Genomic DNA, 25,840 nt, shown 5'->3' with positions numbered 1-25,840 from the left:
TACCTCTCCCCCTATCCCTCCACCTCCCCCCCCCCCCCCCCCCCCCCCCCCCCCCCCCCCCCCCCCCCCCCCCCCCCCCCCCCCCCCCCCCCCCCCCCCCCCCCCGCCTCCGTCTTTCGTACCGGGTCCCGCCCCGTCCTGCACCGAGGATCACTACTGCTGGTAGCATGCTCTTGCACATCAATTGCAATAAGAAGTTGTACGCAGTTGGAGAGGCTCGGCATGGCCACCTACACACTTCCTGAACTTCCCTACGACTACGCGGCGCTGGCCCCGGTCATCAGCCCCGAGATCATCGAGCTGCACCACGACAAGCACCACGCGGCGTACGTGAAGGGCGCGAACGACACCCTTGAGCAACTGGCCGAGGCGCGCGACAAGGACCAGTGGGGCAGCATCAACGGCCTGGAGAAAAACCTCGCGTTCCACCTCTCCGGCCACATCCTGCACAGCATTTACTGGCACAACATGAGCGGCGACGGTGGCGGCGAGCCGCTGGAGAAGGACGGCGTGGGCGAGCTGGCCGACGCCCTCGCGGAGAGCTTCGGCTCGTACGCCGCGTTCAAGACGCAGCTCACGAAGGCCGCGGCGACCACGCAGGGCTCCGGCTGGGGCGTACTGGCCTACGAGCCGGTCAGCGGGCGGCTGATCGTCGAGCAGGTCTACGACCACCAGGGCAACGTCGGGCAGGGCTCCGTGCCGATCCTGGTCTTCGACGCCTGGGAGCACGCCTTCTACCTCCAGTACAAGAACCAGAAGGTCGACTTCATCGAAGCGATGTGGCAGGTCGTCAACTGGCAGGACGTCGCGAAGCGGTACGCGTCCGCGAAGCAGCGCGCCAACAACCTCCTGCTCGCGCCGTAACGGCGCGCCCCCTGCGTCCTGCCTCGTGATCGTCTTCTCAACCTTCACCGTGGCAGGCGGCACAAGGGCCCGGCCCCACGAGGACGTGACTCGCGGGGCCGGGCCCTCTCCTCGGCCCGGGCCGGCCCGGTGAAACGATCAGTCGAAGACCGGCCCCCGCGTACGCGTGCGCTTGATCTCGTAGAAGCCGGGGATGGACGCGACCATCAGCGTGCCGTCCCACAGCTTGGCGGCCTCCTCGCCCTTCGGCGCGGGGGTGACGACCGGGCCGAAGAAGGCGATCTGCTCGCCGTCGGAGCCGGGGACGGCGATGACCGGTGTGCCGACCTCCTGGCCGACGAGGTCGATGCCCGCCTTGTGGGAGGCGCGCAACTGCTTGTCGTAGACGTCGGAGTCCGCCGCGTCGGCGAGTGAGGCGGGCAGGCCCGCCTCGGCCAGCGCGTCGACCAACGTCTCGCGGCTGCGGGCGAGGCCCCGGTTGTGGAAGCGCGTGCCCAGCGCGGTGTACAGCGGCCCGAGCACGTCGGCGCCGTGCTCCTGCTCGGCGGCGGCACACACCCGCACCGGCCCCCACGCCGTCCGCAGGAAGTCGGTGTACTCGGTGGGCAGCTCGTCGTGCCGGTCCTCGTTGAGGACCGACAGGCTCATGACGTGCCAGCGCACCCGGACCGGACGGACCTTTTCCACCTCCAGCATCCAGCGGGAGGTCATCCAGGCCCACGGGCACAGCGGGTCGAACCAGAAGTCTGCTGGGGTCTTGGCGGTCTCGGGCACGTCGTCTCCTCATGAGAGCTGATCGGTAAACCCTTCAACAGCCGGTCGCCATGCCATGATTCCCGTGTTCGATATTCGAGACGAGGACGAGGGAGTCACGTCGTGCCAGGTGAGAATCTGTCCCGGGATGAGGCCCATGAGCGGGGCCGACTGCTGAGCGTCGACAGCTACGACGTGGCGCTGGATGTCCGCTCAGCGGTCGGACGCGGCGACGACGCCACCACCTTCGGGTCCCGCACGACGATCCGTTTCCGCTGCGCCGAGCCGGGCGCGGCCACCTTCGCGGACCTGCTGGCGCCGGAGGTCACCTCCGTCACCCTCAACGGCCGCGAGCTCGACCCGGCGGCCGTCTTCGACGGCACCAGGATCGCGCTGGAGGGGCTCGCCGCGGAGAACACCCTCGTCGTGGAGGCGCGGTGCGCCTACAGCCGCACCGGCGAGGGCCTGCACCGCTTCGTCGACCCGGAGGACGGCGAGGTCTACCTCTACACCCAGTACGAACCGGCCGACGCACGGCGGGTCTTCGCCAACTTCGAGCAGCCGGACCTGAAGGCCCCGTTCACGTTCGAGGTGACCGCCCCGGAGGGCTGGACGGTCCTCAGCAACGGCGCGCAGGACGGCCCGGCTCAGGACGGCCGGTACCGTTTCGCGACGACGCGGCCGATCTCGACGTACATCACGGCGGTCGTGGCCGGCCCGTACCACTACGTCTCCGACAGCTACCGCCGCGTCTTCGAGGACGGCACCGAGCTGGAGATCCCGCTGGGCGCGCTGTGCCGCAAGGGCCTGGCGAAGCATTTCGACGCCGACGACATCTTCACGATCACCAAGCAGGGCCTGGACTTCTTCCACGACCATTTCGACTACCCGTATCCGTTCGGGAAGTACGACCAGGCGTTCGTGCCGGAGTACAACCTCGGCGCGATGGAGAACCCGGGCTGTGTCACCTTCCGCGAGGAGTTCATCTTCCGCGGCAAGGTGACCACCGCCTCGTACGAGGGCCGGGCCAACGTCATCCTGCACGAGATGGCGCACATGTGGTTCGGCGACCTGGTCACCATGCGGTGGTGGGACGACCTGTGGCTGAAGGAGTCGTTCGCCGACTTCATGGGCGCGTTCTCGCTGGTGGAGGCGACCCGCTTCCGCAACGGGTGGATCACCTTCGCCAACCGCCGCAAGTCCTGGGCGTACCGCGCCGATCAGCTCCCCTCGACCCATCCGGTCACCGCGGACATCCGTGACCTGGAGGACGCCAAGCTCAACTTCGACGGCATCACCTACGCCAAGGGGGCCGCGGTCCTCAAGCAGTTGGTGGCGTACGCGGGCCGGGAGGAGTTCCTGGAGGGCGCGCGGCGGTATTTCAAGCGGCACGCCTACGGCAACACCCGGCTCGCGGATCTGCTGGCGGTGCTGGAGGAGACGTCCGGGCGGGACATGGCGGCCTGGTCGCGCGCCTGGCTGGAGACGGCGGGTGTCAACACCCTGACGCCCGAGGTCACTTATGACGCGCACGGCCGGATCGCGGAGCTGGGCATCGTCCAGGACGCCGCGCCGTCGCATCCGCAGTTGCGCCCGCACCGCGTCGCGGTGGGCCTGTACGGGCGGGCCGAGGAGGGCGGCGCGCTGACGCGTTTCGCGCGCGCGGAGGTGGACGTCTCGGGGCCGCGCACGGTCGTGCCGGAGCTGGTCGGTGCGCTGCGGCCCGAGCTGGTGCTGGTCAACGACGACGACCTGACGTACTGCAAGATCCGCTTCGACCAGGCGTCGCTGGAGACGCTGCGGGCCGGGCTCGGCGACCTCACCGACCCGCTGGCGCGCGCGCTGTGCTGGGCGGCGCTGTGGGGTCTGACCCGGGACGGGCTGCTGCCGGCCCGCGACTACCTGGACCTGGTGCTGCGCTTCGCGGGCCGGGAGACCGACATCGGCGTGCTCCAGTCGTTGCACGGCCAGGCCCGTACGGCGCTGGAGCACTACACCGCGCCCGGCGGCCGCGAGAGCGCCGGGCGCCGACTGTCGGAGGGCGCGCTGCGCGAGCTGCGGCGGGCCGAGCCGGGCAGCGGCCACCAGTTGGCCTGGGCGCGGCACTTCGCGGCGGTGGCCTCGGCCCCCGAGGACCTGCGGCTGCTGCGCGAGCTGCTGGACGGCACGACGGAGATCGAGGGGCTGGAGGTGGACCAGGAACTGCGCTGGGCGTTCCTGGAGCCGCTGGCCTCGCACGGCGCTGCGGACGCGGCGGCCGTCGACGCCGAGCTGGCCCGTGACGACACCGCGTCCGGCAAGCGGCACCACGTCCGCTGCCTGGCCGCCCGCCCCTCCGCCGAGGTCAAGGCGCGGGCGTGGACGGACGTGGTCGATTCCGACCGGCTGTCGAACGCGCTGGTGGAGGCGACGATCAGCGGGTTCGCGCAACTGGGGCAGCGCGAGCTGCTGGCGCCGTACGCGCCGCGCTACTTCGAGGTGATCGAGCGGGTGTGGCGGGAGCGGTCCATCGAGATCGGCATGGACGTGGTGCGCGGGCTGTTCCCGTCCTGGCAGGTGGACCGCGCCACGCTGGACGCCGCGGACGCGTGGCTGGCCGGGCATGCCGGGGCGGCGCCCGCGCTGCGCCGGCTGGTGTCGGAGGAGCGGGACGATCTGGCCCGGGCGCTGCGCGCACAGGCTTGTGACGAGGCGGCCGCCGCGAAGCCGTAACCCGCGGGGTGACCAGCCTCTTTCGGCAGTCGAACGCCCGTACTTGAGGACAGGGATGTCCGGGTTGTGCCACGGGCGTGTAACAGCGGTTAGGAGGCGGAGCGGCGGCGGGAATGGCCGGGTCATGAACCACGACACCCCGCTCTCCCCGCTCCCCCTCCGCCACCTCTCCGACGCCCAGTGCCGGGTGCTGACCACGCGTCAGTTGCGCGAGCACGGCGTCGGGGCGGCGGAGACCACCGAACGGTGCCGGCCCGGTGGCTCCTGGCGGCAACTGCTGCCGGGCGTCTACCTGCTGCATCCGGGCCCGCCGACCAGTGAGGAGCGGCTGCACGCCGTCCTGCTGTACGCGACGCAGCGCGCCTCGGCGGTGCCCAGCCAGAGCGGTCCGGGGCGCGAGACGCCGGAGGCGTTGATCACCGGCCTGGCGGCGCTTGCGCTCCACGGTTTCGCCGCCGCTCCCCCGCTGCCGGCCCTGGACCGGATCGACGTGCTGGTGGCCCGGACCCGGCGGTTGCGCTCGACGGGCTTCGCGCAGATCGTGCGGACGCCGGAGCTGCCGGTGCCCGTGTCGGTGACGGGGGTGCCCACCGCCCCGGTCCCGCGGGCCCTGGCGGACGCGGTCGGCCGGCTCACCGACGGCGCTTCGGTGCGCCGGCTGCTGACCGAGGCGGTGCGCGGCGGGCACTGCGAGGCGGCCGCGGTGGTGGCCGAGCTGAGCCGGGCGCGGCTGCTGGGCCGTCCGCATGTGGTGGACGCGGTGGACACCCTGCTGGCCGAGGGCCGGGCGCTGGCCGAGCAGCGGCTGTACGCGATGGTGCACACGCACGGCCTGCCCGATCCTCTGTGGAACGTGGACCTCCGGCTGCCGGGCGGGCCGCACCTGGGGGGCGTGGACGCGTTCTGGCCCGAGCACGCGGTGGCGCTGGAGATCGACATCCGGGCCGCGCGCCCGCAGGACCCGCCGGGCGCGCCGCAGGACCGTAAGCGGGAGTATCTGGAGCGGCTGGGCATCACGGTGGTGCGCTGTGCGCCGCGCACGCTGCGCGAGGCGCCGGAGGAGCAGGCGGCGGTGGTCCGTACGGCGCTGATGGCGGCGACCGACCGGGAGCCGTGCGCGTATGTGGTGGTGTTGCCGCGGTAGCGGCGGGGCGGGTCAGCCGCGCCGCAGCAGGAGTTCGGCGTTGCGGTCCGCCGCGGTGCCCGCCAGGTCGGTGCGGGCCTCGGGGGCGTTGCAGGACAGTTCGCGGTAGAGGGCGGCCAGGCCGGTCTGGGACAGGTCGGCGAAGTCGGTGCGGTGCGGTGCGGCCGACTCCACGAGGGTGGTGAACAGCGACAGGGTGCCGTCGTGGTTGTCCACCAGCTCGATGACCCGGGCGAGCTGCGGGAAGTCGATGTGCGAGGCGGTGGAGACCTCCCAGAAGCCGTCGTGGGCGGTGATGGTGTTCTTGTGGCTGTGGCCGTTGATCCAGCCGACGACGCCCGGGTGGGCGGCCAGCAGCGCGACGAGTTCGTCGCCGCCGTGGCGCCGTTCGTGCGGGCGGGCCGGGTCGGGGCGGGTGTTGTTCATGGTCTTGCTGGTGTGGTGGCTGAAGACCAGGACGTGGCGGCGGCCGTGGCGTTCGTTGTCCGCCAGGATCTTCTTCAGCCAGCGCAGTTGGCCGTCGCCGAGGGAGCCGGTGTAGTGGCCGCCGGGGTCGGTGGTGTCCAGGCTGATGCCGAGGACGTCGTCGGAGACGGGGAAGGTGTAGTAGAGCCGGTCCTCGGCGAGGTGGGCGGCGGTGTAGCCGTGGCCGTGCGGACCGGGGCCGGTGCGGGCCGGGTCGAGGTGGGCGCGCAGGTAGTCGGCGCGGGTGAACGGTGCGCGCCGCTCGTCGGGGGTGACCGGCCGGGCCTGCTTGGCGTGCGTCTTCAGCAGGCGCTTGAAGTCCTCCCCCTTGGGGTCGAGGCCGTCCTCGACCGCTTTCCACACCCGCGCGGCTTCGGCGGCGGGCAGCGTCTGGAGTTTGCGGCCGCCGGTGGCGAGGTCGGTGAAGAAGGGGTCGCCGGGTGCGTAGCAGCCGCCGGGCAGGGAGTCGTGGTTGCCGACGGTGGAGTACCAGGGCAGCCGGAGGCCGGGGCTGTGCAGGGTACGGATCGCGGCGTCGAGGAAGCCGTCGAGGTGCGGGAAGCCGAGGCGTTTGTCGGCGTCGCGCAGGGCGCTGTCGGGCTGCCAGTAGAGGGTCAGGCCGCTGTCCTGGACGCCTTCGTAGCGGCGGGGGTCGCCGGAGTTGGGGGTGATCCGGCCGCCGCTCATCGCGGTCAGGAACCAGTCGAGTTCGAGCCGGGAGTTGTTGTCGGTGTTGTCGCCGGTGGTCATGACGAAGGACAGCGGTGCGCCGGTGGCGGGTCCGCCGGGCAGGGCGTTGACGCGTTCGATCAGGGAGATCACGCCGGCGACGGAGAGGGCTTCCTGCGGCCGCCAGGCGCTGGCGGTCTGCGCGCGCAGGTATTCGTAGCGCAGCGGGCTCTGCACGTCGACCAGGTGCAGGTCGGTGAACTGCACGAAGGAGGCCAGCGCGGTGCGCCGCCGGTCGCGGCCGGGGTGGGCGGCGGCGAGGTCGGCGCGGACGACGCGCGGCCAGGCGGGGCCGTCGGCCAGGCGGCGGTAGCCGGTGGTGCCGCGGGGGGTGGCGACGCCGGCGAGGGTGGTGCCCTTGGTGTACGGCACGCGGGGTACGGCGGGGGCGTCGACGGGCGGCGGGGCGGCGGGGGCCGGGCCCGGGGAGACGGTGGCGGCCGCGGCGGGCCGGTCGGGGCCGACGCCGAAGGCGAGGCCGAGTCCGGCGGCGGCACCGGCGGCCGTGGTGGCGGCCAGGAAGGTACGGCGGTCGAGAGCGGCGGCGGTGGACCGTGTACGGGACATGCGCGGACTCCCCGATGCGAGCGCGGGCGGCGGCCGGGCAGCTCAACTGCCCCCTCACCTGGGATGGTTGGCACCGGGAGTGACGCGCGCGTGAACGGCACCGCAACGCGGATGGCCCATCTGCGCACAGGGGGGTAGGACCGGGCACCCGTGGTTCGCCCTGAGGGCCGTATGGGACGGAAAGCATACGACCGTCTAGCCGCGTCCCCTTTGGCCCGTATCCTGGGACCGGGGGCGGAAAGCGCACTCCACGGTATGGAATGGATTGGACAAGGCGACGGGTGTCACACACATGATGGGAGCGCTACTGAGCAGGTGTTCCCAGCAGACACCGATGTCAGGTTAGGAAGAAGGAGTCCCATGAGGATCGGAATCGTCGGAGCCACCGGACAGGTCGGCGGCGTGATGCGGGGCATTCTCGCCGAGCGGAACTTCCCGGTCGAGCAGTTGCGCCTGTTCGCTTCGGCCCGGTCCGCCGGACGGACGCTGCCCTGGCAGGACACCGAGATCACCGTCGAGGACGCGGCCACCGCCGACTACTCCGGACTGGACATCGTGCTCTTCTCGGCCGGCGGTGCGACCTCGAAGGCGCTGGCGGAGAAGGTCGCTGACGCCGGCCCCGTCGTGATCGACAACTCCTCGGCCTGGCGTCGTGACCCCCAGGTCCCGCTGGTCGTCTCCGAGGTCAACCCGCAGGCGATCACCGACCGACCCAAGGGCATCATCGCCAACCCGAACTGCACGACCATGGCCGCGATGCCGGTGCTGCGGCCGCTGCACGACGAGGCCGAGCTGGTCTCGATGGTCGTCTCGACCTACCAGGCGGTGTCCGGCAGCGGGCTCGCCGGTGTGGCGGAGCTGGACGGGCAGGCCCGCAAGGTCATCGAGCAGGACGCCACCAAGCTGACGCACGACGGCTCGGCGGTGGAGTTCCCGGAGCCGGACACCTACGTGCGCCCCATCGCCTTCAATGTGCTGCCGATGGCGGGCTCGATCGTCGACGACGGTCTGAACGAGACCGACGAGGAGCAGAAGCTCCGCAACGAGAGCCGCAAGATCCTGGAGATCCCGGGTCTGAAGGTGTCCGGCACCTGCGTGCGCGTGCCGGTCTTCTCCGGTCACTCGCTCCAGATCAACGCCCGCTTCGCGCGCCCGGTCAGCGCCGCCCGCGCCCAGGAGCTGCTGGCCGGCGCCCCCGGCGTCAGCCTCTCCGACATCCCGACCCCCCTCCAGGCGGCGGGCCAGGACGCGTCCTTCGTGGGCCGGATCCGCGAGGACGAGACGGTCGAGAACGGCCTGGCGCTGTTCGTCTCCAACGACAACCTCCGCAAGGGCGCGGCGCTGAACGCCGTGCAGATCGCGGAGCTGGTCGCGGCGGAGCTGCGCGGCTGACCCACGCCGGATGAGGGGCGGGGGTCCGTACGGTGCGTACGGACCCCCGCCCTTCGGCATGCCGGGGCCCGTTCCGCTCCCGGCGCACCCCTCTCAGTCCTGGCGCACCTCTCAGTTCTGGCCTCTCAGTCCCGGCGCACCTCGAACTGGAAGCAGCCGTACTCCAGGGCCCGTACGTGGACCAGGGCCACCTCGGGGTCGGCGAACGCCTCGTCGAAGGCCCGGTCGAAACCGGCGGCGGCGTCCTGGGGGATCTCGAAGGCCCGGCCGCCGGTGATCTGCCCGGCGGCGTTGTAGCGGCGCAGGGTGCGCAGCGCGCCCGGCTGCGCGAAGGGGTACGCGGTGGCGTCGGGGTCCGGCGCCTCGCACGGGTCGGCGTGGAGGAACACCGGCCCCTGCTCGTCGTAGGCACCGGGGTCGACCCCCGTGGCGGCGGCCCACCGGCGCAGCGGTGCGTAGGAGACGAGCGCGATGCGCTCACCGGGCCGGATCGTCCGCAGGCAGCAGCGCAGCGGGCTGCCGACACAGGCGACCGGCAGGCCGTCCTCGCGGGCCTGGAACGGCACGACCGGGCGGCCGGCGTCGTCGGTGTCGCGGAGTTCCTTGAGCGCGGTGGGGGGAATGGGCCGGGGGAGGTACTTGATCATGCCTCCAGCGTCCCGTCCGGGCCGCCCGTCCGCTGGCGGAAAACGGACTTCGTGCTTCCGGATGCGACGCGCTCCCCCGCCGCGGCGTCGACCCGCCCCCGCTCAGAGCGCCAGGTGCCGGCGCAGCGCGATGTCGATCTCCGCCATGTACCGCCGCGGCACTGAGCCGATCTGCCGGAGAAGCCGTTCGAAGGCAAGGGCGCGCACCTGCTCGCACTGGACCTTGGAGTCCTTCGGCAGACGGCACTCGGCGGCGGGGAGCAGCACCTGGAAGGGGTAGACGCGAGAGGTGTTCGTCGTCAGCGGCACCAAGGTGACCACGCCTCGCCCGGTCCGACCCACCACGGCGTTGGCACCGTCGTTCGAGATGATTACCGCAGGGCGCGCCTTGTTGACTGCATTGCCCCGTGCCGGCTCGTAGTCGACCAGGTAGATGTCACCGCGCCTCATCGGTCAGCCCGTCCGCCGAGAACTTGTCCCAGAACGCGGCGTCTTCGCTCGCGTCCCATTCGGCGAAGGCCGACTCGTAATCAGCCTCCAAGCGCGAGGCGCGAAGCAGTTCGATGGCGGCGTGTATCACCGCGGACCGGGATTCCGCCGCCACCTCGGCGGCGTATTCGTCGAGGAAGGAGACATCCTCCTGAGGCAGGCTCACGCTGATCTTCATACGATCGATGCTACCCGGATGGCTACCATTTAGCTACCTCAAATGCCACCTCTCCCGCCCGGTCCCGCGTGGAAGGATGACCGAAGAGACCGATGTGAACGATGCGAATGATGCGAAGAAGGAGACCAACGGGTGCCTGGCACGAATCTGACCCGCGACGAGGCGCAGCAGCGGGCGCGACTGCTGACCGTGGACGCGTACGAGATCGATCTCGACCTCTCCGGCGCGCAGGAGGGAGGCACGTACCGGTCGGAGACGACGGTGTGGTTCGACGCCGCGGAGGCGGGTGCGGACTCGTTCATCGACCTGGTCGCGCCGACCGTCCACGAGGTGGTGCTCAACGGCCGGGCGCTGGACCCGGCGGAGGTCTTCCAGGACTCGCGGATCGCGCTGGCGGGGCTGCGGGCCGGGCACAACGAGCTGCGGGTGGTCGCGGACTGCGCGTACACCAACACCGGTGAGGGCCTGCACCGCTTCGTCGACCCGGTGGACGAGCAGGCGTATCTCTACACGCAGTTCGAGGTGCCGGATGCCCGCCGGGTCTTCGCGAGCTTCGAGCAGCCGGACCTGAAGGCCACGTTCCGGTTCACCGTCAAGGCGCCCGAGGGCTGGACGGTGATCTCCAACTCCCCCACGCCCGAACCGTCCGGCAACGTCTGGCGCTTCGAGCCGACACCGCGCATCTCGACGTACATCACCGCGCTCATCGCCGGCCCGTACCACAGCGTGCACAGCAGTTGGGAGGGCACGGACGGGCGCAGCGTCCCGCTGGGCATCTACTGCCGGCCCTCGCTCGCCGAGCACCTCGACGCGGACGAGATCTTCGCGGTGACCCGGCAGGGCTTCGACTGGTTCCAGGAGAAGTTCGACTACGCCTACCCGTTCGCGAAGTACGACCAGCTCTTCGTGCCGGAGTTCAACGCGGGCGCGATGGAGAACGCCGGCGCGGTCACCATCCGCGACCAGTACGTCTTCCGCTCGAAGGTCACCGACGCCGCCTACGAGGTGCGGGCCGAGACGATCCTGCACGAGCTGGCGCACATGTGGTTCGGCGACCTGGTCACCATGGAGTGGTGGAACGACCTGTGGCTGAACGAGTCGTTCGCCACCTACACCTCGATCGCCTGCCAGGCGTACGCGCCGGGCTCGAAGTGGCCGCACTCGTGGACGACGTTCGCCAACTCGATGAAGACCTGGGCCTACCGCCAGGACCAGTTGCCGTCCACGCACCCGATCATGGCCGAGATCCGCGACCTGGACGATGTGCTGGTCAACTTCGACGGCATCACCTACGCCAAGGGCGCCTCGGTGCTCAAGCAGCTCGTGGCGTATGTCGGCATGGAGGAGTTCTTCAAGGGCGTGCAGGCGTACTTCAAGGCGCACGCGTTCAAGAACACCCGGCTGAGCGATCTGCTGGGCGCGCTGGAGGAGACCAGCGGCCGCGACCTGAAGACCTGGTCGAAGAAGTGGCTGGAGACCGCGGGCATCAACATCCTGCGGCCGCGCGTCGAGGTGGACGCGGCCGGTCACGTCACCGCGTTCGCGGTGCAGCAGGAGGCGCCCGCGCTGCCGGCCGGCGCGCAGGGCGAGCCGGTGCTGCGCCCGCACCGCATCGCGATCGGCTGCTACGACCTCCAGGACGGCAAGCTCGTGCGCACCAACCGCATCGAGCTGGACGTGGACGGCGAGCTGACCGAGGTGCCGTTCCCGAAGAACACCCCGCGCCCGGCGGTGATCCTGCTCAACGACGACGACCTGTCCTACGCCAAGGTCCGGCTCGACGAGGAGTCGCTGAAGGTCGTCACCGCGCACCTGGGCGACTTCACCGAGTCGCTGCCGCGCGCCCTGTCCTGGGCCTCGGCGTGGGACATGACGCGGGACGGCGAACTGCCCACCCGGGACTACCTGTCGCTGGTGCTGTCCGGCATCGGCAAGGAGTCCGACATCGGCGTCGTCCAGTCGCTGCACCGCCAGGTGAAGCTGGCGCTGGACCTGTACGCGGCCCCCGAATGGCGCGAGAGCGGCCTGGCGCGGTGGACGCGGGCGGCGCTGGAGCACCTGCGGGCCGCGGCGCCGGGCAGCGACCACCAGCTCGCGTGGGCCCGCGCGTTCGCCGCCACGGCCCGTACCGACGAGCAACTGGACCTGCTCCAGGGACTGTTGGACGGTACGCAGACGATCGAGGGGCTGGCCGTCGACACCGAGCTGCGCTGGTCGCTGCTCCAGCGGCTGGCCGCCACCGGGCGGGCCGACGAGAAGGCCATCGCGGCGGAGCTGGAGCGGGACAAGACCTCGGCGGGCGAGCGGCACGCGGCGACGGCGCGCGCGGCGCGGCCGACCGCGGAGGCGAAGGCCGCGGCCTGGGCCTCGGTCGTGGAGAGCGACAAGCTCCCCAACGCCGTGCAGGAGGCCGTCATCGGCGGCTTCGTGCAGACCGACCAGCGGGAGCTGCTGGCGCCGTACACCGCGAAGTACTTCGACGCGGTCAAGGGCGTGTGGGACTCGCGCAGCCATGAGATGGCGCAGCAGATCGCGGTGGGCCTCTACCCGTCGCTCCAGGTCTCGCGGGAGACGCTGGAGGCGACGGACGCCTGGCTGGCCTCGGCCGAGCCCAGTGCGGCGCTGCGCCGGCTGGTCACCGAGTCGCGGGCGGGCGTCGAGCGGGCGCTGAAGGCTCAGGCGGCGGACGCCGCGGCCGGCTGACCGTTCCCCGTAACGCGAGGGGCGCCCGGGACCTGTGTGGTCCCGGGCGCCCCTTGGCCTGTCCGGTGAAACCGCCCGGCGGACGGGCGTCCATGCGCGGCCGCCCGCCGGGCGAGTCGGTCCCCGCCGGGCCCCGTTCCCCTCCCACGGAGTCCGGCGGGCGAAGACCTGAGGTCAGCCGCCCAGTTCCTCGAAGCGGCGGCCGAGCGCGGCGCGGCCCGCGTCGGTCAGGCCGCCGTGCACGCGCATCCGGGCGAGCCCGCCGTCGGGGAAGACGTCGAGGCGTACGTGGGTGGCGGTGACGGTGGCGGGCAGCTTGAAGCGGTGCGGGGTGTCCGGCTGCAGCTTCGTCTTGGGCAGGATCTCGAACCACGCCGACGGGTCCGCCGGGTCCGCGGTCTCGGCGTCGCAGCCGTAGAGAGCCGCCCAGCCCGCGGAGTTGCCCTTGAGGTAGGCGGTGTCGATCTCGACGGCGCGGATCTCACCCTGGGCGGCGAGGCGGAAGCGCACCCAGTCGTTGGTGCCCTTGACCCGGCGGCGGCGGTTCTCCCAGCCGTCGTCCATCTTGCGGGACAGGTCGGGCTGGATGATCTGGGTGGGCGAGGAGTAGAAGCGGTCGGAGGCGTCCTCGACGCTGCCGCCGTGCATGACGGAGGCGAGGTCGAGGGTGCCGAGCACGTCCAGCCACTCGGGGTCGGGGACGACCTCGCCGTGGACGCGGAGGCGGGCGATGCCGCCGTCGGGGTGCTGCTTGAGCCGCAGGTGGGTGAAGCGGCGCTCGGCGGTGACCTCGAAGCCGTTGGCGGCGTGGCCGCGGACGGGCGTGCGCGGGACGATCTCCTCCCACTTCACGTCGTCGACCAGCAGCGCGTCGGGGCCCGGGCTGCCGGGCAGCGCGGTCGCTTCGACGGTGACCTGCTGCGGGTAGTTGCCGCGGAAGTGCGCGGTGTCGACGATGACGCCGCGGATCACGCCGGGGGCGGCGAGGCGTATGAGCGCCCAGTCGTGCTCGTCGTCGGTCGGGAAGGGATGGTCGCCGTCAGCGCCGCGCCGGCGCCGGGTCTCCCAGCCGTCCATGATCTTGCCCTTGTGGCCGAAGTGCTCCGGGTCGAAGACCGCGGGCGTGGGCTTCAGCAGGTTCTCGCGCTCGGCGAAGAACTCGTCGTTCGCGGCGATCACACCGGCGCCGAAGCGGCGGTCGGCGAGATCGACGAGCGAGGTGAAGGGGAAGTCCCCGCCGCGGTAGTCGGCGTAGGGGTCTCCGCCACCGTACGGGTTGGCGTCGTTGGCGTGCGGATCGGTGGAGTCGGCGGCCGGGGTGGTGGTCATCTCTGCCCTTCGTGTGCCGGGTGCTGCGGACCGTTCCACGGTCGCAGGACCCCACCCCGCAGGTCCATCGAAAGTTTTTGACGAATACGTTCAGGTGGACTGAACGTTCGCCTCCGGGCCGTCGTGGGGCAGCGACCGGCCGGCCGCCGTCTGCGCGTCCGCCACGCCCTGGAGCGCCGCGAGCACCCGGGCCAGGCCCGGCGCCCCCTCGGAGCCGCGCCGCACGGCCGCGACCACGTGGCGGCGCGGCTGGTCGGCGTGCAGCACCCGCAGCGCCACCTCGCCGCCCCGCTCGCCCCGGCCGCCTCGGCCGACGGCCCCGATACCGCCCGCCATCGCCATGCGCGGCACCAGCGCGACCCCCATCCCGGCCGCGACCATCGCCCAGATCGCGCTCCAGTCGGCGGCGGCGTGCGCCTGCTCGGGCACGAACCCGGCGCTCTCGCAGGCGGTGGTGGTGATCTGGGACCAGGGCCCGCTGCTGCCGAAGATCCACGGCTCGCCCGCCAGGTCGGCCAGCCGCAGGCCCGGTTCGGCGGCCAGCGGATGGGTGGCCGGCAGTGCCACGTCGAGCGGGTCGGCGAGCAGCGTGACCCGGGTGAATTTGGGGTCGCGCGGGGTCGGGGCGTGCGCGGCGAGGGACAGCGCGAGGTCGACGCTGCCCTGGGCCAGCAGCTCGTACGCCGCCTCCGCCTCCGCCTCCCGTACGGCCACGGCCAGGCCCGGGTGCGTGTGGCGCAGCCGCTGCACGGCCGGGACGACCAGGGCGGGGATGGCCGTGGAGAAGGCGCCGACGCGCACCTCGCCCGCCTCGCCCTGGAGGTAGCCGAGGAGTTCGGCGTCCGCGCGCTCCAACTGGGCGAAGACCGCCTCGGCGTGCCGCAGCACCAGATGCGCGGCGTCGGTGAGCCGGACCCGCCGTCCGTGGGCCTCCAGGAGCGTGACGGAGAGCTGCTTGGCCAGACCCGTCAACTGCTGCGAGACCGCCGAGGGCGTCATGTGCAGCGCCTCGGCGGTCGCGGTGACCGTGCCCAGCTCGTGGAGGGTGCGCAGGATGCGCAGCTTCTTGATGTCCCAGTCGGCCATGCGGGCAGCGTACGCAGTCAGCGCCGGCCCCCGGCGCCGAGCGCGACGCCCGCGGTGATCGCGGCCATGCAGACGATCTGGGTGCCTCCCACGGCCTCGCCGAGGACGGTGTGGGACAGCAGCGCGACGCAGACCGGCTGGAGGTAGTAGAGGACCCCGGCCCGGGCGGCGCCCACGAGGGCGATGGCCTTGTTCCAGGTGTAGTAGGCGACGGCGGAGGAGAACACGCCGATATAGAGGAGCGGTCCGAGCGTGCCGCCGGTCGGCTCGAAGCCGCCCTGGAGGGCCAGGCTGACGCCGTACGCGGGCGCCAGCATCGCCGCGCCCAGCGCGAAGGTCATGAACAGGAACGCCTGGCCGCCGATCTCCCGGGGCCTGCGCCGCAGCAGCGCGCTGTATCCGGCGAAGGTGGCGGTGGCCGCCAGCATCACCAGGTCGCCGCCGGCGAAATCGAGGGCGGCGAGGGCGGCGGGCGAGCCCTTGCCGACCAGCGCCACCACTCCCACCAGCGCGATCGCCATGCCGGCCGCCCGCCGCCGGCCGAGCCTCTCCCCACCGCGGGCGAACAGGGCGATCATCGCCGGCGCCGCGGCCGCGATCATGGCCATGTTGGTGGCGGAGGTGCTCCGCCCGGCCTGGTAGATCAGGGTGTTGAAGAGGGCGACGCCCAGCAGGGCCGCCAGGGCGAGGAAGCCCAGGTGCCGGCGGATGGCCGGCCACTGGCGGCGGACCTGCGGGAGGGTGAACGGCGCGACCGCGAGCAGCGCGATGATCCAGCGCCAGAAGGCGGTCTGGACGGGCGGGACGGTGTCGTGCAGGGCGCGGGCGATGACGAAGTTGCCGGACCAGACGACGGTCGCCGCGAGGGCGAGCGCGAGGCCCGCCCCCTGTGCGGTGGATGTGCGGTGTGCGCGGACCCTCTCCAGGACTGCCACGGTTTCCTCTCCCTCGGTGGTGGATGAGTCCACCGTGGCAGCCCGCCACTGATCAGGTCCATCGAATAGTTTTGCCAATACCTTTCAGTGAATCTGAAAGGAACCTCTAAGCGCTGCGAGCCTCGCGGCGGGCCAGGAGGGCGGCCCGCCGCTCGTCGAACTTGCGCGCCTGGCCGTCCAGGCCGCCCATGAACAGTCCCAGCTCCTCCTGCGCGGCGAGGCCGGCCGGGCCGAGTCCGCCGATCTCCAGGACCTTCAGGTAGCGCAGCACGGGCTGGAGCACGTCGTCGTGGTGGATGCGCAGGTTGTAGATGCCGCCGATGGCCATCCGGGCGGCGGCCCGCTCGAAGCCGGGCATGCCGTGGCCGGGCATCCGGAAGCCGGTGACGACGTCGCGTACGGCGCACATGGTCTGGTCGGGCGCCAGCTCGAAGGCCGCACCGAGGAGGTTGCGGTAGAAGACCATGTGGAGGTTCTCGTCGGTGGCGATCCGCGTCAGCATCCGGTCGCAGACCGGGTCACCGGAGTGGTGGCCGGTGTTGCGGTGCGAGATGCGGGTGGCGAGCTCCTGGAACGCGACGTACGCCACCGAGTGCAGCATGCTGTGCGCGTTGTCGGACTCGAAGCCCTCCGACATGTGGGCCATGCGGAACCGTTCCAGCTCCACGGGGTCCACGGCGCGGCTGGTGAGGAGGTAGTCGCGCATCACGATGCCGTGGCGGCCCTCCTCGGCGGTCCAGCGGTGCACCCAGGTGCCCCAGGCGCCGTCGCGCCCGAAGAGGCTGGCGATCTCGTGGTGGTAGCTGGGGAGGTTGTCCTCGGTGAGGAGGTTGACCACGAGCGCGATCCGGCCGATGTCGGTGACCTTGGACTGCTCGGGCGACCAGGCTTCGCCGCCCATCACTCCGTCGAAGTTCCGCCCGTCGCTCCACGGCACGTACTCGTGAGGCATCCATTCCTTGGCGACCTTCAGGTGCCGGTTGAGCTCCTTCTCGACGACCTCTTCGAGTGCGTAGAGCAGCTTGGCGTCGCTCCAGGCGGTCTGGCCGCGCTCTCCGTTATGGCGGGCGGGGGCGATGGTCATACGGGAACTCCTGGGGACGACGATGACCTACGGGGGCCGCAGGTTGACCTACGGCTCCGTAGGTTACGTCATCGTAGGTTTGGTTCGGTTAAACATATCGGCCCTCGTAAACCCGCCCAAAAGCGCTCGATAGCCTCTCCGCAACCCCTTTTTCACCTGCGGAAATACCCCAGATACGACAAAGGGCGCCCGCCGGTTCGATCGAACCGGCGGGCGCCCTCGAAGGGTTTTGTGGTGTGCTGATCAGCTCTTGGACGCGGTCTGCTTGCGGGACTTGTCGCCCGCCATGACCAGCCCGGCGATGACCAGGAAGAGAACGACGGGTGCGGCGACATAGAGGCCGAGCGTCTCCAGCACGCTCAGACCCGGACCCGGGTCGTCACCGTCGTCGGGGATGAGCGCGAACGCGGGGGACGACACCAGCAGCATCAGCGCGGTACCGGCCGTGATGGTCCCGGCGCGCAGGGCATTCTTCTTGACCTTGTAGCTCACGGAGCCAACGTAGCGGACGCCTCGCGGGCGCGCGCGCCCGGGGTCGCGTCAGCACCCTTCCCCGGCCGCGCCGACCCGGGCCCCCGGGAGGCGGCGGGGTCGGTCAGTTCACGCAGGAGCGCGTGCAGCCGGGGGGAGGCGACGAGTTCTTCGAGGCACGTCGGGCGGCCGTCCGGACCGGCGATCGGCAGCCGCCAGTTCGGGTACTCCTGCCAGGTGCCCGGGAGGTTCTGCGGCCGGCGGTCGCCCACCGCGTCCGGCAGCCACACCCCGACCATCCGGGCCGGAGTCCGCAGCAGGAAGCGGTGCACCGCCTTGACCGCCGCCTCCTCGTCGCCGGCGCCCTCGGGCAGCAGCCCGCGCCGCGCCAGCTCGCCCAGCCACTGGGCGAGTTCGTACTTCGCCCGCGCCCGCTCCCGCTCGGCGGGCCCGGCGAGCAGCCCGAGCCGTTCGCGCAGCGCGATGTCCTCGCCGGTCAGGCGGGCGGCGGTGGTCGGCAGATCGTGCGTGGTGACGGTGGCCAGGCAGTCGGCACGCCACTCCTCGGGGGCGAGGATCCGCGCCTCGCCGTCCGGCGGCGGCCCGGCCTCCGCGCCGTCCGCCGCACCGGCCGCGCACCCGCCGTCGTAGTCCCGCTCGAACCACAGCACGGACGTGCCCAGCACGCCCCGCTCCGCGAGGGCGTCGCGCACGCCCGGCTCCACGGTCCCCAGGTCCTCGCCGATCACCGCCGCACCCGCCCGGTGCGCCTCCAGGGCCAGCACCGACAGCATCGCCTCGCCGTCGTAGCGGACGTACGCGCCCTCCGTCGGCGGCCGCCCCTCGGGCACCCACCACAGCCGGAACAGCCCCATGACGTGGTCGATGCGCAGCGCGCCGGCGTGCCGCAGCAGGCCGCGCAGCAGCTCGCGGTACGGGGCGTAGCCGGTCGCCGCCAGCGCGTCGGGGCGCCACGGCGGCAGCCCCCAGTCCTGGCCGCGCGCGTTGAAGGCGTCGGGCGGCGCGCCGATGGACATGCCGGCGGCGAAGGCGTCGGCCTGGGCCCAGGTGTCGGCGCCGGAGGGATGGACACCGACGGCGAGGTCGTGCACCAGCCCGACGCCCATCCCACCGTCCCGCGCCGCCCGCTGCGCGGCGGAAAGCTGCTGGTCGGTGAGCCAGGCCAGCCGGCAGTGGAAGTCGATCCGCTCCAGCAGCTCGGTGCGCAGCCGGGCGGTGCCCGGCGAGCGCGGGTCGCGCAGCTCGGCGGGCCAGGCGCGCCAGTCGGGGCCGTGCCGTTCGGCGAAGGCGCACCAGGTCGCGTGGTCGTCCAGGGCCTGGCCCTGTTCGGCGAGGAAGTCGCAGTACGCGGCCCGGCGGCCGGGGGGCAGCGGCACGGTCCGCAGCAGCTCCAGCGCTTCCTTCTTCAGCGCCCACACCGCGTCCCGGTCGATCAGCGCGCCGCGTTCGAGGACGTCCGCGCGCAGTGCCGCGGCCCGGCCGGCCAGTTCGTCGGCCCGCGCCCGGGCGGCGCCCGTCAGGTGGGCGTACTCAGGGATGTGTTCGATGCGCAGGTGGACGGGGTCGGGGAAGCGGCGGGAGGAGGGGCGGTAGGGCGAGGGGTCGGTGGGCGGGCCGGGGACGGCCGCGTGCAGCGGGTTGAGCTGGACGAAGCCGGTGCCCAGCGAGCGCGCGGACCAGGCGGCGAAGTCCGCGAGGTCGCCCAGATCGCCCATGCCCCAGGACTGGCGCGACAGGAGGGAGTAGAGCTGCACCATGAAGCCGTGGGTGCGGCCGGGCGGGGCGGGCACCCGGTCGGGCGCGACGATCAGCCGGGCGCCGGCGGTACGCCCGTCGGGGGCCTGGGCATGCAGGGTGTGGACGCCCAGGGGCAGCCCGGCAAGGGGGCGGGGCCGGGCAGGGGGGCGGCTGTCGTCTTGGGGAGTCCGCCCGCCCGGCCCGCCGGCTTCGGCTTCCAGCGTCCGCCCGTCCTCGGTCTCCACCCGCAGGGCGGTGCCTGCGGGGAGTCCGCTGAGGTCCGGTGGGCGGTCGGAACGGGCGACGACGGTGCGGGGCAGCAGGGCGCGGCCGGGTCCGGCTTCGTAGGCGTCGAGGGCGGCGCGTACCGCCTGCGGGGTCGAGGCGTCGACTCCCAGCGCGGCGAGGACGGCGACGACGGTGTCGTCACCGATGTGGACGCTTCTGCCCGGCGAGGGTTCGTACGACGTGGCGATGCCGTGCAGCCGGGCGAGCCGCGTGCGGCCCATGGGTCCTCAGACCTCCATGGACTCCGTACCCAGGCCGGCGGCTGTCGGCTCGCTGGTCAGCGGCAGTTCGCCGGCGATCGGGACCTCGCTGGTCAGCGGCGCGGCGTCGGCGAGCGGCGGCTCGCTGGTCAGGGGCGGCTCGGCGAAGCTGAACGACCCGGAGCCGGCCGGCCCGGAGTCGGGGTAGGAGACGCCGTCGAAGAGGTCGGGCTCCATCGAGGCACCTCCCGGTTTGAAAGACAGCGCGTCGAGGAGCAACTGAGCGGATGCGGCCACGAGGGCCTCCCGTTCATCGGTAGTGGGACACGTCTGCCCTACCCACTGGACACGATCGCAGACGCATCCGAGCACTAAACGTGTCCCACGTCACAGATTACCGTCCGCAGGCGATTTCGTTGCCTGGCCCGCCGGGGAGCACACAGAGCACGGGCGAAACGGGCATCGGGGCGGAAGTTCTGCGGGCCGCCCACCGCACCGGACCGGCCGGGTCCGGCACCGGAGCAGCGGGTCGGCAGCCGCCCGGGACACCCCGTATCGCACGGTTGACACCTCACCGCCACAATGGTGGGCTCACAGCCGAAGGTCTGTCCGAACGGGCGCCGGCGGGCAGGAATCCCACCGGTCCCCGCCGCGCGTACCCACGATCCGGGGTCTTCACCGCGGCGCACGTCCGGGGCGGGCCTTCGGGCGCGCGGGCGTGAGGCGGCCGGGCGACGGGGAAACGGGGCGCCGGCGCGGGTCGGCATGCACAGTGACGGGGACGAGGAGCGGCCGTGCGAGTCCGGGGCGTATGGAGCGTCGGAAGAATCGGTAGGGGCGACAGGGGAGGCAGGGGCGCGGGCGCCCGTGCGCGGGTGGCGGGGACCACCGCACTGGCCGCCGCGGTCATCGGAGGTCTGCTGGGCGGGGCCCCGAGCGCGCAGGCCGCGCCCGCCGACCCGGCCGTCGGCGCACCCGACCGGCCCGACCGGCCGGCCGGCGCGGGACGCTCGCCCGCCGTCTGGCCGCGTCCCCAGTCGTTGCGGGAGACGGGCGCCGCGGTGCCGCTGGACGCGGCCGCCACCCTGGTGACCGGGCGGGACACCGACCCGTACGCCCTGGACGTGCTGCGCGGCCTGCTGCGCGACGCCGGGGTGCGCCGGATCCGCGAGGTGGCGGCCGGGGAGCCGGTGCCCGCGGCCGGCCCGGTGTTCTACGTCGGCGGGCGGCCGGCCGACGACGCCCTGCGGGCGCTGCGCGCGCCCGCCCGCGGTGACCTGCCGGCCGGCGGTTACCGCCTCGCCGTCGGCCAGGTCGCGGGCCGCGACACCGTCGCCATGGACGGCGTCGGCTCCGACGGCCTCTTCCACGCCGCGCAGACCCTGCGCCAGCTCGTCACCGACCGCGAGGGCGGCGGCCGGCAACTGGCCTCGGTGCTCGTGCGGGACTGGCCGGGCACGGCGGTGCGCGGCGTCACGGAGGGTTTCTACGGCCAGCCGTGGAGCGGGCCGCAGCGGCTCGCGCAACTGGACTTCATGGGCCGTACGAAGCAGAACCGCTATCTCTACGCGCCGGGCGACGACCCCTACCGGCAGGCTCAGTGGCGCGAGCCCTACCCGGCCGCGCAGCGCGCCGGCTTCCGGGCACTGGCCGAGCGGGCCCGCGCCAACCACGTCACGCTCGGCTGGGCGCTCGCGCCCGGCCAGTCGCTGTGCCTGTCGTCCGAGGAGGACCTGCGGGCGCTGCGGCGCAAGATCGACGCGATGTGGGCGTTGGGCGTGCGCTCCTTCCAGCTCCAGTTCCAGGACGTCAGCTACAGCGAGTGGCACTGCGGCGCCGACGAGGAGGTCTTCGGCTCGGGCCCGCGCGCTGCGGCCAGGGCCCAGGCGAAGGTCGCGGGCGCGCTCGCGACGCATCTCGCGGAGCGGCATCCCGGCGCGCTGCCGCTGTCGCTGATGCCGACGGAGTACTACCAAAACGGCTCGACGGCGTACCGCGAGGCGCTCGCCGACGCGCTGGACGACCGGGTCGAGGTGGCGTGGACCGGCGTCGGGGTCATCCCGCGGACGATCACCGGCGGGGAGCTGTCCACCGCCCGCCAGGCGTTCGGGCACCCGCTGGTCACCATGGACAACTACCCGGTCAACGACTACGCGCAGGACCGGCTCTTCCTCGGCCCCTACAGCGGCCGGGAGCCGGCCGTCGCGACCGGTTCCTCAGCGCTCCTCGCCAACGCCATGCAGCAGCCCGTCGCCTCCCGTATCCCGCTGTTCACCGCCGCCGACTACGCCTGGAACCCGCGCGACTACCGCCCCGCCGAGTCGTGGGAGGCGGCCATCGACGACCTTGCGGGCGGCGATCCGCGCGCCCGTACCGCGCTGCGGGCGCTCGCCGGCAACGACGCCTCCTCCCACCTGAGCGGCCGGGGGCCGGACGCGGGCGGCGAGTCGGCGTATCTGCGGCCGCTGATCGACCGCTTCTGGAAGACGCGGGAGGTGGCGACCAACCGGGGCGCGCCCGGCGACGACCCGGATTTCGCCAAGGCGGCGAAGGCGCTGCGGGCCGCGTTCCACACCATGGCCGCCGTGCCCCGCGACCTGCACTCCGACCTGGCCGACGAAGTGCGGCCGTGGGCCGAGCAGTTGGCCCGCTACGGCAAGGCCGGCGAACGGGCCGTGGACACCCTGACGGCGCAGGCGCACGGCGACGGCGCGGCCGCCTGGTCCGCGCAACGGGCCGTGCGCGAGCTGCGCCACGAGATCGGGCTCAGCACGGCCACGGTCGGCAAGGGGGTGCTGGCGCCGTTCCTGGAGCGGACGATGATCGAGGCCGACGCCTGGACGGGTGCGCGCGGGGCCACCGCGCCGCCCGGCAAGGGCCCCGGCTCCACCGCGCTCACCGTCCCCTTCCACCGGGTCAGGCCGCTCGACGCGGTCACCGCGCTGACCGAGCCGGGCCGCTCGGCCGACGCGGTCTCCCTGGAGGCGCACGTCCCCGGCGAGGGCTGGCGGCGGCTGGGCCGTCTCTCCCCGACCGGCTGGACGGAGTCGCCGGCGCGCGGCCTGCGGGCCGACGCGGTGCGGCTGACCTGGCCCGAGGGCGCCCAGGCGCCTTCCGTCCACGCGCTCAACCCCTGGTTCGGCGACACGCCGCCGGCCGGTCTGGAGCTGTCCCGCGCGGAGATCGACGCCGAGACCGGCGGCCGGGCGAGCGTCGACGCCCGGGTCTTCTCCCGGCGGCCGGGCGACGTCCGCGAGAAACTGTCGGTCAAGGCGCCCAAGGGCTTCGCGGTGCACGCGCCGGAGCGGCTCACCGCCCCGCGCGGGGGCACCGCCACGGTCCGCATCACCGTGGACGTCCCCGAGTCCGCCCCGTCGGGGACGTACGAGATCCCCGTCGGCTTCGCCGGGCAGCAGCGGACGCTGACCGTGCGGGCCTATCCGCGCACCGGCGGCGAGGATCTGGCGCGCGGCGCGGCGGTCACCTCCTCCGGTGACGAGACCCGGGACTTCCCCGCGTCCGCGGCCACCGACGGCGACCCCGCGACGCGCTGGTCCTCACCCGCCGAGGACGGCGCCTGGCTGCAGTTCGCCCTGCCCCGTCCGACCCGCCTCGGCCAGGTCGTCCTGCACTGGCAGGACGCGCACGCCGCGCGCTATCGCGTCCAGGTCTCGGCGGACGGCCGCAACTGGCGGACGGCGGCCACGGTCCGTGACAGCAAGGGCGGTCGCGAGTCGGTCCGGATGGACGCCAAGGACGTGCGGTTCGTGCGCGTCCAGGGCGACAAGCGCGCCACCCGTTTCGGGTACTCGCTGTGGTCGGTGGAGGCGTACGCCGTGACGCCGGCGGGTGAGCGGGGAGCCGGCGAGGGCGGGAAGAAGGCGGACCAGGCGCCCGGGCAGCGGGCCGGGGAGGCGCGGACGCGGAACGGGGAGCGGGGCGGGAAACAGGGCGCGGAGCAGGGCGCCGGGCCGGAGAAGCAGCCGGCGCCGCCGGGGCAGGGGGCGGCCGGGGAGTGAGGACCGGCGGGGGCCGGTACCGCGTCGGCTGCGCGGTACCGGCCCCCGGACGCGAAATCCCGGACCTACGCCGATACGGCGTCGATCCGGGCCAGGGCGTCATCCGCGCCGTACGGCTGCAAATAGGGCAGCCAGCGCGGGTCGCGATGTCCCGTACCGATGATCCGCCACGCCAGCCCGGACGGCGGGGCGGGTGGATGGCGCAGCCGCCAGCCGATCTCGGCGACATGGCGGTCGGCCTTGACGTGGTTGCAGCGCCGGCAGGCGGCGACGACGTTCTCCCACGTGTGCTGTCCGCCGCGGCTGCGGGGGACGACGTGGTCGACGCTGGTTGCCACGCCACCGCAGTACATACAGCGCCCGCCGTCACGCGCGAACAACGCCCGGCGGGTCAGGGGGACGGGGCCGCGAAAGGGCACCCGCACAAAGCGTTTCAGGCGGACCACGCTCGGGGCCGGTATCACGCGGGTCGCACTGTGCATCAGGGCGCCGGACTCCTCAAGGCTTACGGCCTTCTCATTGAGGACGAGGATGAGCGCGCGGCGGAGCGGTACGACGCCGAGCGGCTCGTACGACGCGTTGAGGACCAGGACATGCGGCACGGGTGCCTCCTTGTACGCCGGCGGCGCGTGGCTCGCGCCGGGACGATCTCCCCACAGTGTCCCCCGGTGCCTGGTCGGAGCGCCACCATCACCGGGTAACGGGCCGGAGGTGTTTTCCACCACACCGCATCACACCCCCGCACACCGGGGTCTTTCCGGCCACGGCGTGACCTCTCGGCGCGAACACGGGCGAGGACCGCCCCCGTTGCCCCGTTAGTGTGGTTGATCTGCCCCGGCTTCAGAGGTCCCATCGGTGTCCGGGTCCGCTGTCCCACATGGAAGGTTCTGCTGTGTACTGGTCCGCTTCGCCGGCCGCCGCCGCGCCCCTGGGCTCCGCGTCGTCCGGCTCAACCGGCCCGACCTCGCTCGACGAGGCCACTCAGAGGGCCACCAACGCCGCCGGCTGGGTGGAGGAGAACTGGGGGACGTGGCTCACGTCCGGCCTGCAGATCGTGCTGATCCTCGTGATCGCGGTGGTTTTGCGCCATGTGATACGCCGCACGATAACCAAGCTCATCGAGCGGATGAACCGCACCGCGGCGGCCGCGCAGGGCACCGCGCTGGGCGGCCTCCTGGTCAACGCCGAGCGGCGCCGGCAGCGCTCGGAGGCCATCGGTTCGGTGCTGCGCAGCGTCGCGTCCTTCGTGATCATGGGCACGGCCGCCCTGACGGTCCTCTCCGTGCTGAAGATCAATCTGGCCCCGCTGCTGGCCAGCGCCGGAGTGGCCGGTGTCGCCATCGGCTTCGGCGCCCGCAACCTCGTCACCGACTTCCTCTCCGGCGTCTTCATGATCCTTGAGGACCAGTACGGCGTCGGCGACGAGATCGACGCGGGTGTGGCCACCGGCACGGTCATCGAGGTCGGGCTGCGCGTGACGAAGCTGCGCGGCCCCAACGGCGCCATCTGGTACATCCGCAACGGCGAGGTCAAGCGGATCGGCAACCTCAGCCAGGGCTGGTCGACGGCGAGCGTCGACGTCCTGATCGCCGCCGACCAGGACCTGGGCCGGGCCCGCGAGACGATCACCGGCGTGGGCGAGGAGATGTCGAAGGCCGAGCCGTGGAACGAGCAGTTGTGGGAGCCGGTGGAGGTGCTGGGCCTGAGCGAGGTGCATCTCGACACGGTGACGCTCAGCGTCTCGGCCAAGACGATGCCCGGCAAGGCGGCGGGCGTGGAGCGGGAGCTGCGCTGGCGCATCAAGCGCGCCCTGGACGCCGCCGGTATCCACCTGGCCGCGCGCCCGGCCCCCCAGGAAGAGGAAGAGGAGGCCGCGGACCCCACCGCCGCCGTGGCCGCCCCCTCCGCCCTGAACAACCCGCTCTCCCCGCAGTCCGTGGCGACCAGCCCGATCCCGCCACCGCACCTGACGAAGTAGGAGGCGCGGCGAGGGCCGGTCGACGGCTGGGCGAGGGCCGGACCACGGC

At 72.8% G+C, this 25,840-nt stretch carries 20 protein-coding genes; 7 read left to right on the top strand and 13 right to left on the bottom strand.

What is annotated here, in order from left to right; all coding sequences use genetic code 11:
• Positions 1 to 222: 222 nt before the first annotated feature.
• Complete coding sequence (locus ACZ45Z_RS05530) at positions 223 to 864, top strand: superoxide dismutase (protein ID WP_468356504.1); 642 nt, start codon at positions 223 to 225, stop codon at positions 862 to 864.
• Positions 865 to 1,002: 138 nt separating this feature from the next.
• Here ACZ45Z_RS05530 and ACZ45Z_RS05525 read toward each other — a convergent pair whose 3' ends face one another.
• Positions 1,003 to 1,638: a mycothiol-dependent nitroreductase Rv2466c family protein gene (locus ACZ45Z_RS05525; RefSeq protein ID WP_468356501.1), complete on the bottom strand. Its 636-nt coding sequence runs from the start codon at positions 1,636 to 1,638 to the stop codon at positions 1,003 to 1,005.
• Positions 1,639 to 1,740: 102 nt separating this feature from the next.
• Between ACZ45Z_RS05525 and pepN (ACZ45Z_RS05520) the strand changes: the two genes are divergently transcribed.
• Both pepN (ACZ45Z_RS05520) and ACZ45Z_RS05515 read left to right on the top strand, forming a co-directional pair.
• Positions 1,741 to 4,329, top strand: a complete 2,589-nt coding sequence (pepN, locus tag ACZ45Z_RS05520; protein ID WP_468356498.1) for an aminopeptidase N — start codon at positions 1,741 to 1,743, stop codon at positions 4,327 to 4,329.
• 124 nt (positions 4,330 to 4,453) lie between these two features.
• On the top strand, positions 4,454 to 5,473 hold the full coding sequence (locus ACZ45Z_RS05515; protein WP_468356495.1) for a hypothetical protein: 1,020 nt from the start codon (positions 4,454 to 4,456) through the stop codon (positions 5,471 to 5,473).
• Positions 5,474 to 5,485: 12 nt separating this feature from the next.
• On the opposite strand, the gene ACZ45Z_RS05510 is transcribed toward ACZ45Z_RS05515, so the two are convergent.
• Complete coding sequence (locus tag ACZ45Z_RS05510; RefSeq protein ID WP_468356492.1) at positions 5,486 to 7,234, bottom strand: TIGR03767 family metallophosphoesterase; 1,749 nt, start codon at positions 7,232 to 7,234, stop codon at positions 5,486 to 5,488.
• A 360-nt stretch (positions 7,235 to 7,594) separates the two neighbouring features.
• On the opposite strand from ACZ45Z_RS05510, the gene ACZ45Z_RS05505 reads away from it, so the two are divergent.
• A complete protein-coding gene (locus tag ACZ45Z_RS05505) occupies positions 7,595 to 8,626 on the top strand; it encodes an aspartate-semialdehyde dehydrogenase (RefSeq protein WP_468356489.1) in 1,032 nt (343 codons plus the stop codon).
• Positions 8,627 to 8,751: 125 nt separating this feature from the next.
• Here the strand turns inward: ACZ45Z_RS05505 and ACZ45Z_RS05500 are convergent, their stop codons facing one another.
• From ACZ45Z_RS05500 to ACZ45Z_RS05490, 3 genes are all read right to left on the bottom strand, one after another.
• Positions 8,752 to 9,273, bottom strand: coding sequence for a DUF1203 domain-containing protein (locus ACZ45Z_RS05500; protein ID WP_468356486.1), 522 nt, complete (start codon positions 9,271 to 9,273; stop codon positions 8,752 to 8,754).
• Between the two features lie 102 nt (positions 9,274 to 9,375).
• Positions 9,376 to 9,723 (bottom strand): type II toxin-antitoxin system PemK/MazF family toxin, encoded by a 348-nt coding sequence (locus tag ACZ45Z_RS05495; protein WP_468356483.1) that lies wholly within the window; start codon positions 9,721 to 9,723, stop codon positions 9,376 to 9,378.
• Positions 9,710 to 9,940 (bottom strand): ribbon-helix-helix domain-containing protein, encoded by a 231-nt coding sequence (locus tag ACZ45Z_RS05490; protein ID WP_468356480.1) that lies wholly within the window; start codon positions 9,938 to 9,940, stop codon positions 9,710 to 9,712. Before ACZ45Z_RS05490 ends, ACZ45Z_RS05495 begins: the two co-directional genes overlap by 14 nt.
• Positions 9,941 to 10,072: 132 nt before the next feature.
• Here ACZ45Z_RS05490 and pepN (ACZ45Z_RS05485) point away from each other — a divergent pair, with 132 nt between their 5' ends.
• Positions 10,073 to 12,643, top strand: coding sequence for an aminopeptidase N (pepN, locus tag ACZ45Z_RS05485; protein WP_468356477.1), 2,571 nt, complete (start codon positions 10,073 to 10,075; stop codon positions 12,641 to 12,643).
• A gap of 174 nt (positions 12,644 to 12,817) precedes the next feature.
• Here the strand turns inward: pepN (ACZ45Z_RS05485) and alc are convergent, their stop codons facing one another.
• From alc to ACZ45Z_RS05450, 7 genes are all read right to left on the bottom strand, one after another.
• Positions 12,818 to 13,972: an allantoicase gene (gene alc / locus ACZ45Z_RS05480; protein WP_468356474.1), complete on the bottom strand. Its 1,155-nt coding sequence runs from the start codon at positions 13,970 to 13,972 to the stop codon at positions 12,818 to 12,820.
• Positions 13,973 to 14,062: 90 nt separating this feature from the next.
• Positions 14,063 to 15,058, bottom strand: coding sequence for a LysR family transcriptional regulator (locus tag ACZ45Z_RS05475; RefSeq protein ID WP_468356471.1), 996 nt, complete (start codon positions 15,056 to 15,058; stop codon positions 14,063 to 14,065).
• A 17-nt stretch (positions 15,059 to 15,075) separates the two neighbouring features.
• The gene (locus ACZ45Z_RS05470) at positions 15,076 to 15,993 is read right to left on the bottom strand and encodes a DMT family transporter (protein WP_468356468.1); all 918 of its coding nucleotides are present in this window, start codon (positions 15,991 to 15,993) and stop codon (positions 15,076 to 15,078) included.
• A gap of 106 nt (positions 15,994 to 16,099) precedes the next feature.
• Positions 16,100 to 17,077, bottom strand: a complete 978-nt coding sequence (locus ACZ45Z_RS05465; protein ID WP_468356465.1) for an acyl-ACP desaturase — start codon at positions 17,075 to 17,077, stop codon at positions 16,100 to 16,102.
• A gap of 243 nt (positions 17,078 to 17,320) precedes the next feature.
• Positions 17,321 to 17,569, bottom strand: coding sequence for a hypothetical protein (locus tag ACZ45Z_RS05460; RefSeq protein ID WP_468356462.1), 249 nt, complete (start codon positions 17,567 to 17,569; stop codon positions 17,321 to 17,323).
• Positions 17,566 to 19,815 carry a 4-alpha-glucanotransferase gene (malQ, locus tag ACZ45Z_RS05455; protein WP_468356459.1) on the bottom strand — a complete coding sequence of 750 codons (2,250 nt, stop codon included), beginning with the start codon at positions 19,813 to 19,815 and terminating at the stop codon, positions 17,566 to 17,568. The genes ACZ45Z_RS05460 and malQ overlap by 4 nt, the downstream gene beginning before the upstream one ends.
• A 6-nt stretch (positions 19,816 to 19,821) precedes the next feature.
• Positions 19,822 to 20,091 carry a hypothetical protein gene (locus ACZ45Z_RS05450; RefSeq protein ID WP_468356456.1) on the bottom strand — a complete coding sequence of 90 codons (270 nt, stop codon included), beginning with the start codon at positions 20,089 to 20,091 and terminating at the stop codon, positions 19,822 to 19,824.
• A gap of 578 nt (positions 20,092 to 20,669) precedes the next feature.
• Here ACZ45Z_RS05450 and ACZ45Z_RS05445 point away from each other — a divergent pair.
• On the top strand, positions 20,670 to 23,813 hold the full coding sequence (locus ACZ45Z_RS05445) for a beta-N-acetylglucosaminidase domain-containing protein (protein WP_468356453.1): 3,144 nt from the start codon (positions 20,670 to 20,672) through the stop codon (positions 23,811 to 23,813).
• 65 nt (positions 23,814 to 23,878) lie between these two features.
• Here ACZ45Z_RS05445 and ACZ45Z_RS05440 read toward each other — a convergent pair whose 3' ends face one another.
• On the bottom strand, positions 23,879 to 24,415 hold the full coding sequence (locus ACZ45Z_RS05440) for an HNH endonuclease (RefSeq protein WP_468356450.1): 537 nt from the start codon (positions 24,413 to 24,415) through the stop codon (positions 23,879 to 23,881).
• Positions 24,416 to 24,705: 290 nt separating this feature from the next.
• On the opposite strand from ACZ45Z_RS05440, the gene ACZ45Z_RS05435 reads away from it, so the two are divergent.
• A complete protein-coding gene (locus ACZ45Z_RS05435) occupies positions 24,706 to 25,791 on the top strand; it encodes a mechanosensitive ion channel family protein (protein ID WP_468357362.1) in 1,086 nt (361 codons plus the stop codon).
• The last annotated feature ends 49 nt before the right edge of the window (positions 25,792 to 25,840 follow it).

The sequence above is a fragment of the Streptomyces sp. NPDC031210 genome (assembly GCF_055570395.1).
The sequence above is the reverse complement of the archived record's forward strand: the minus strand, read 5'-3'. Positions and strand labels throughout refer to the sequence as shown.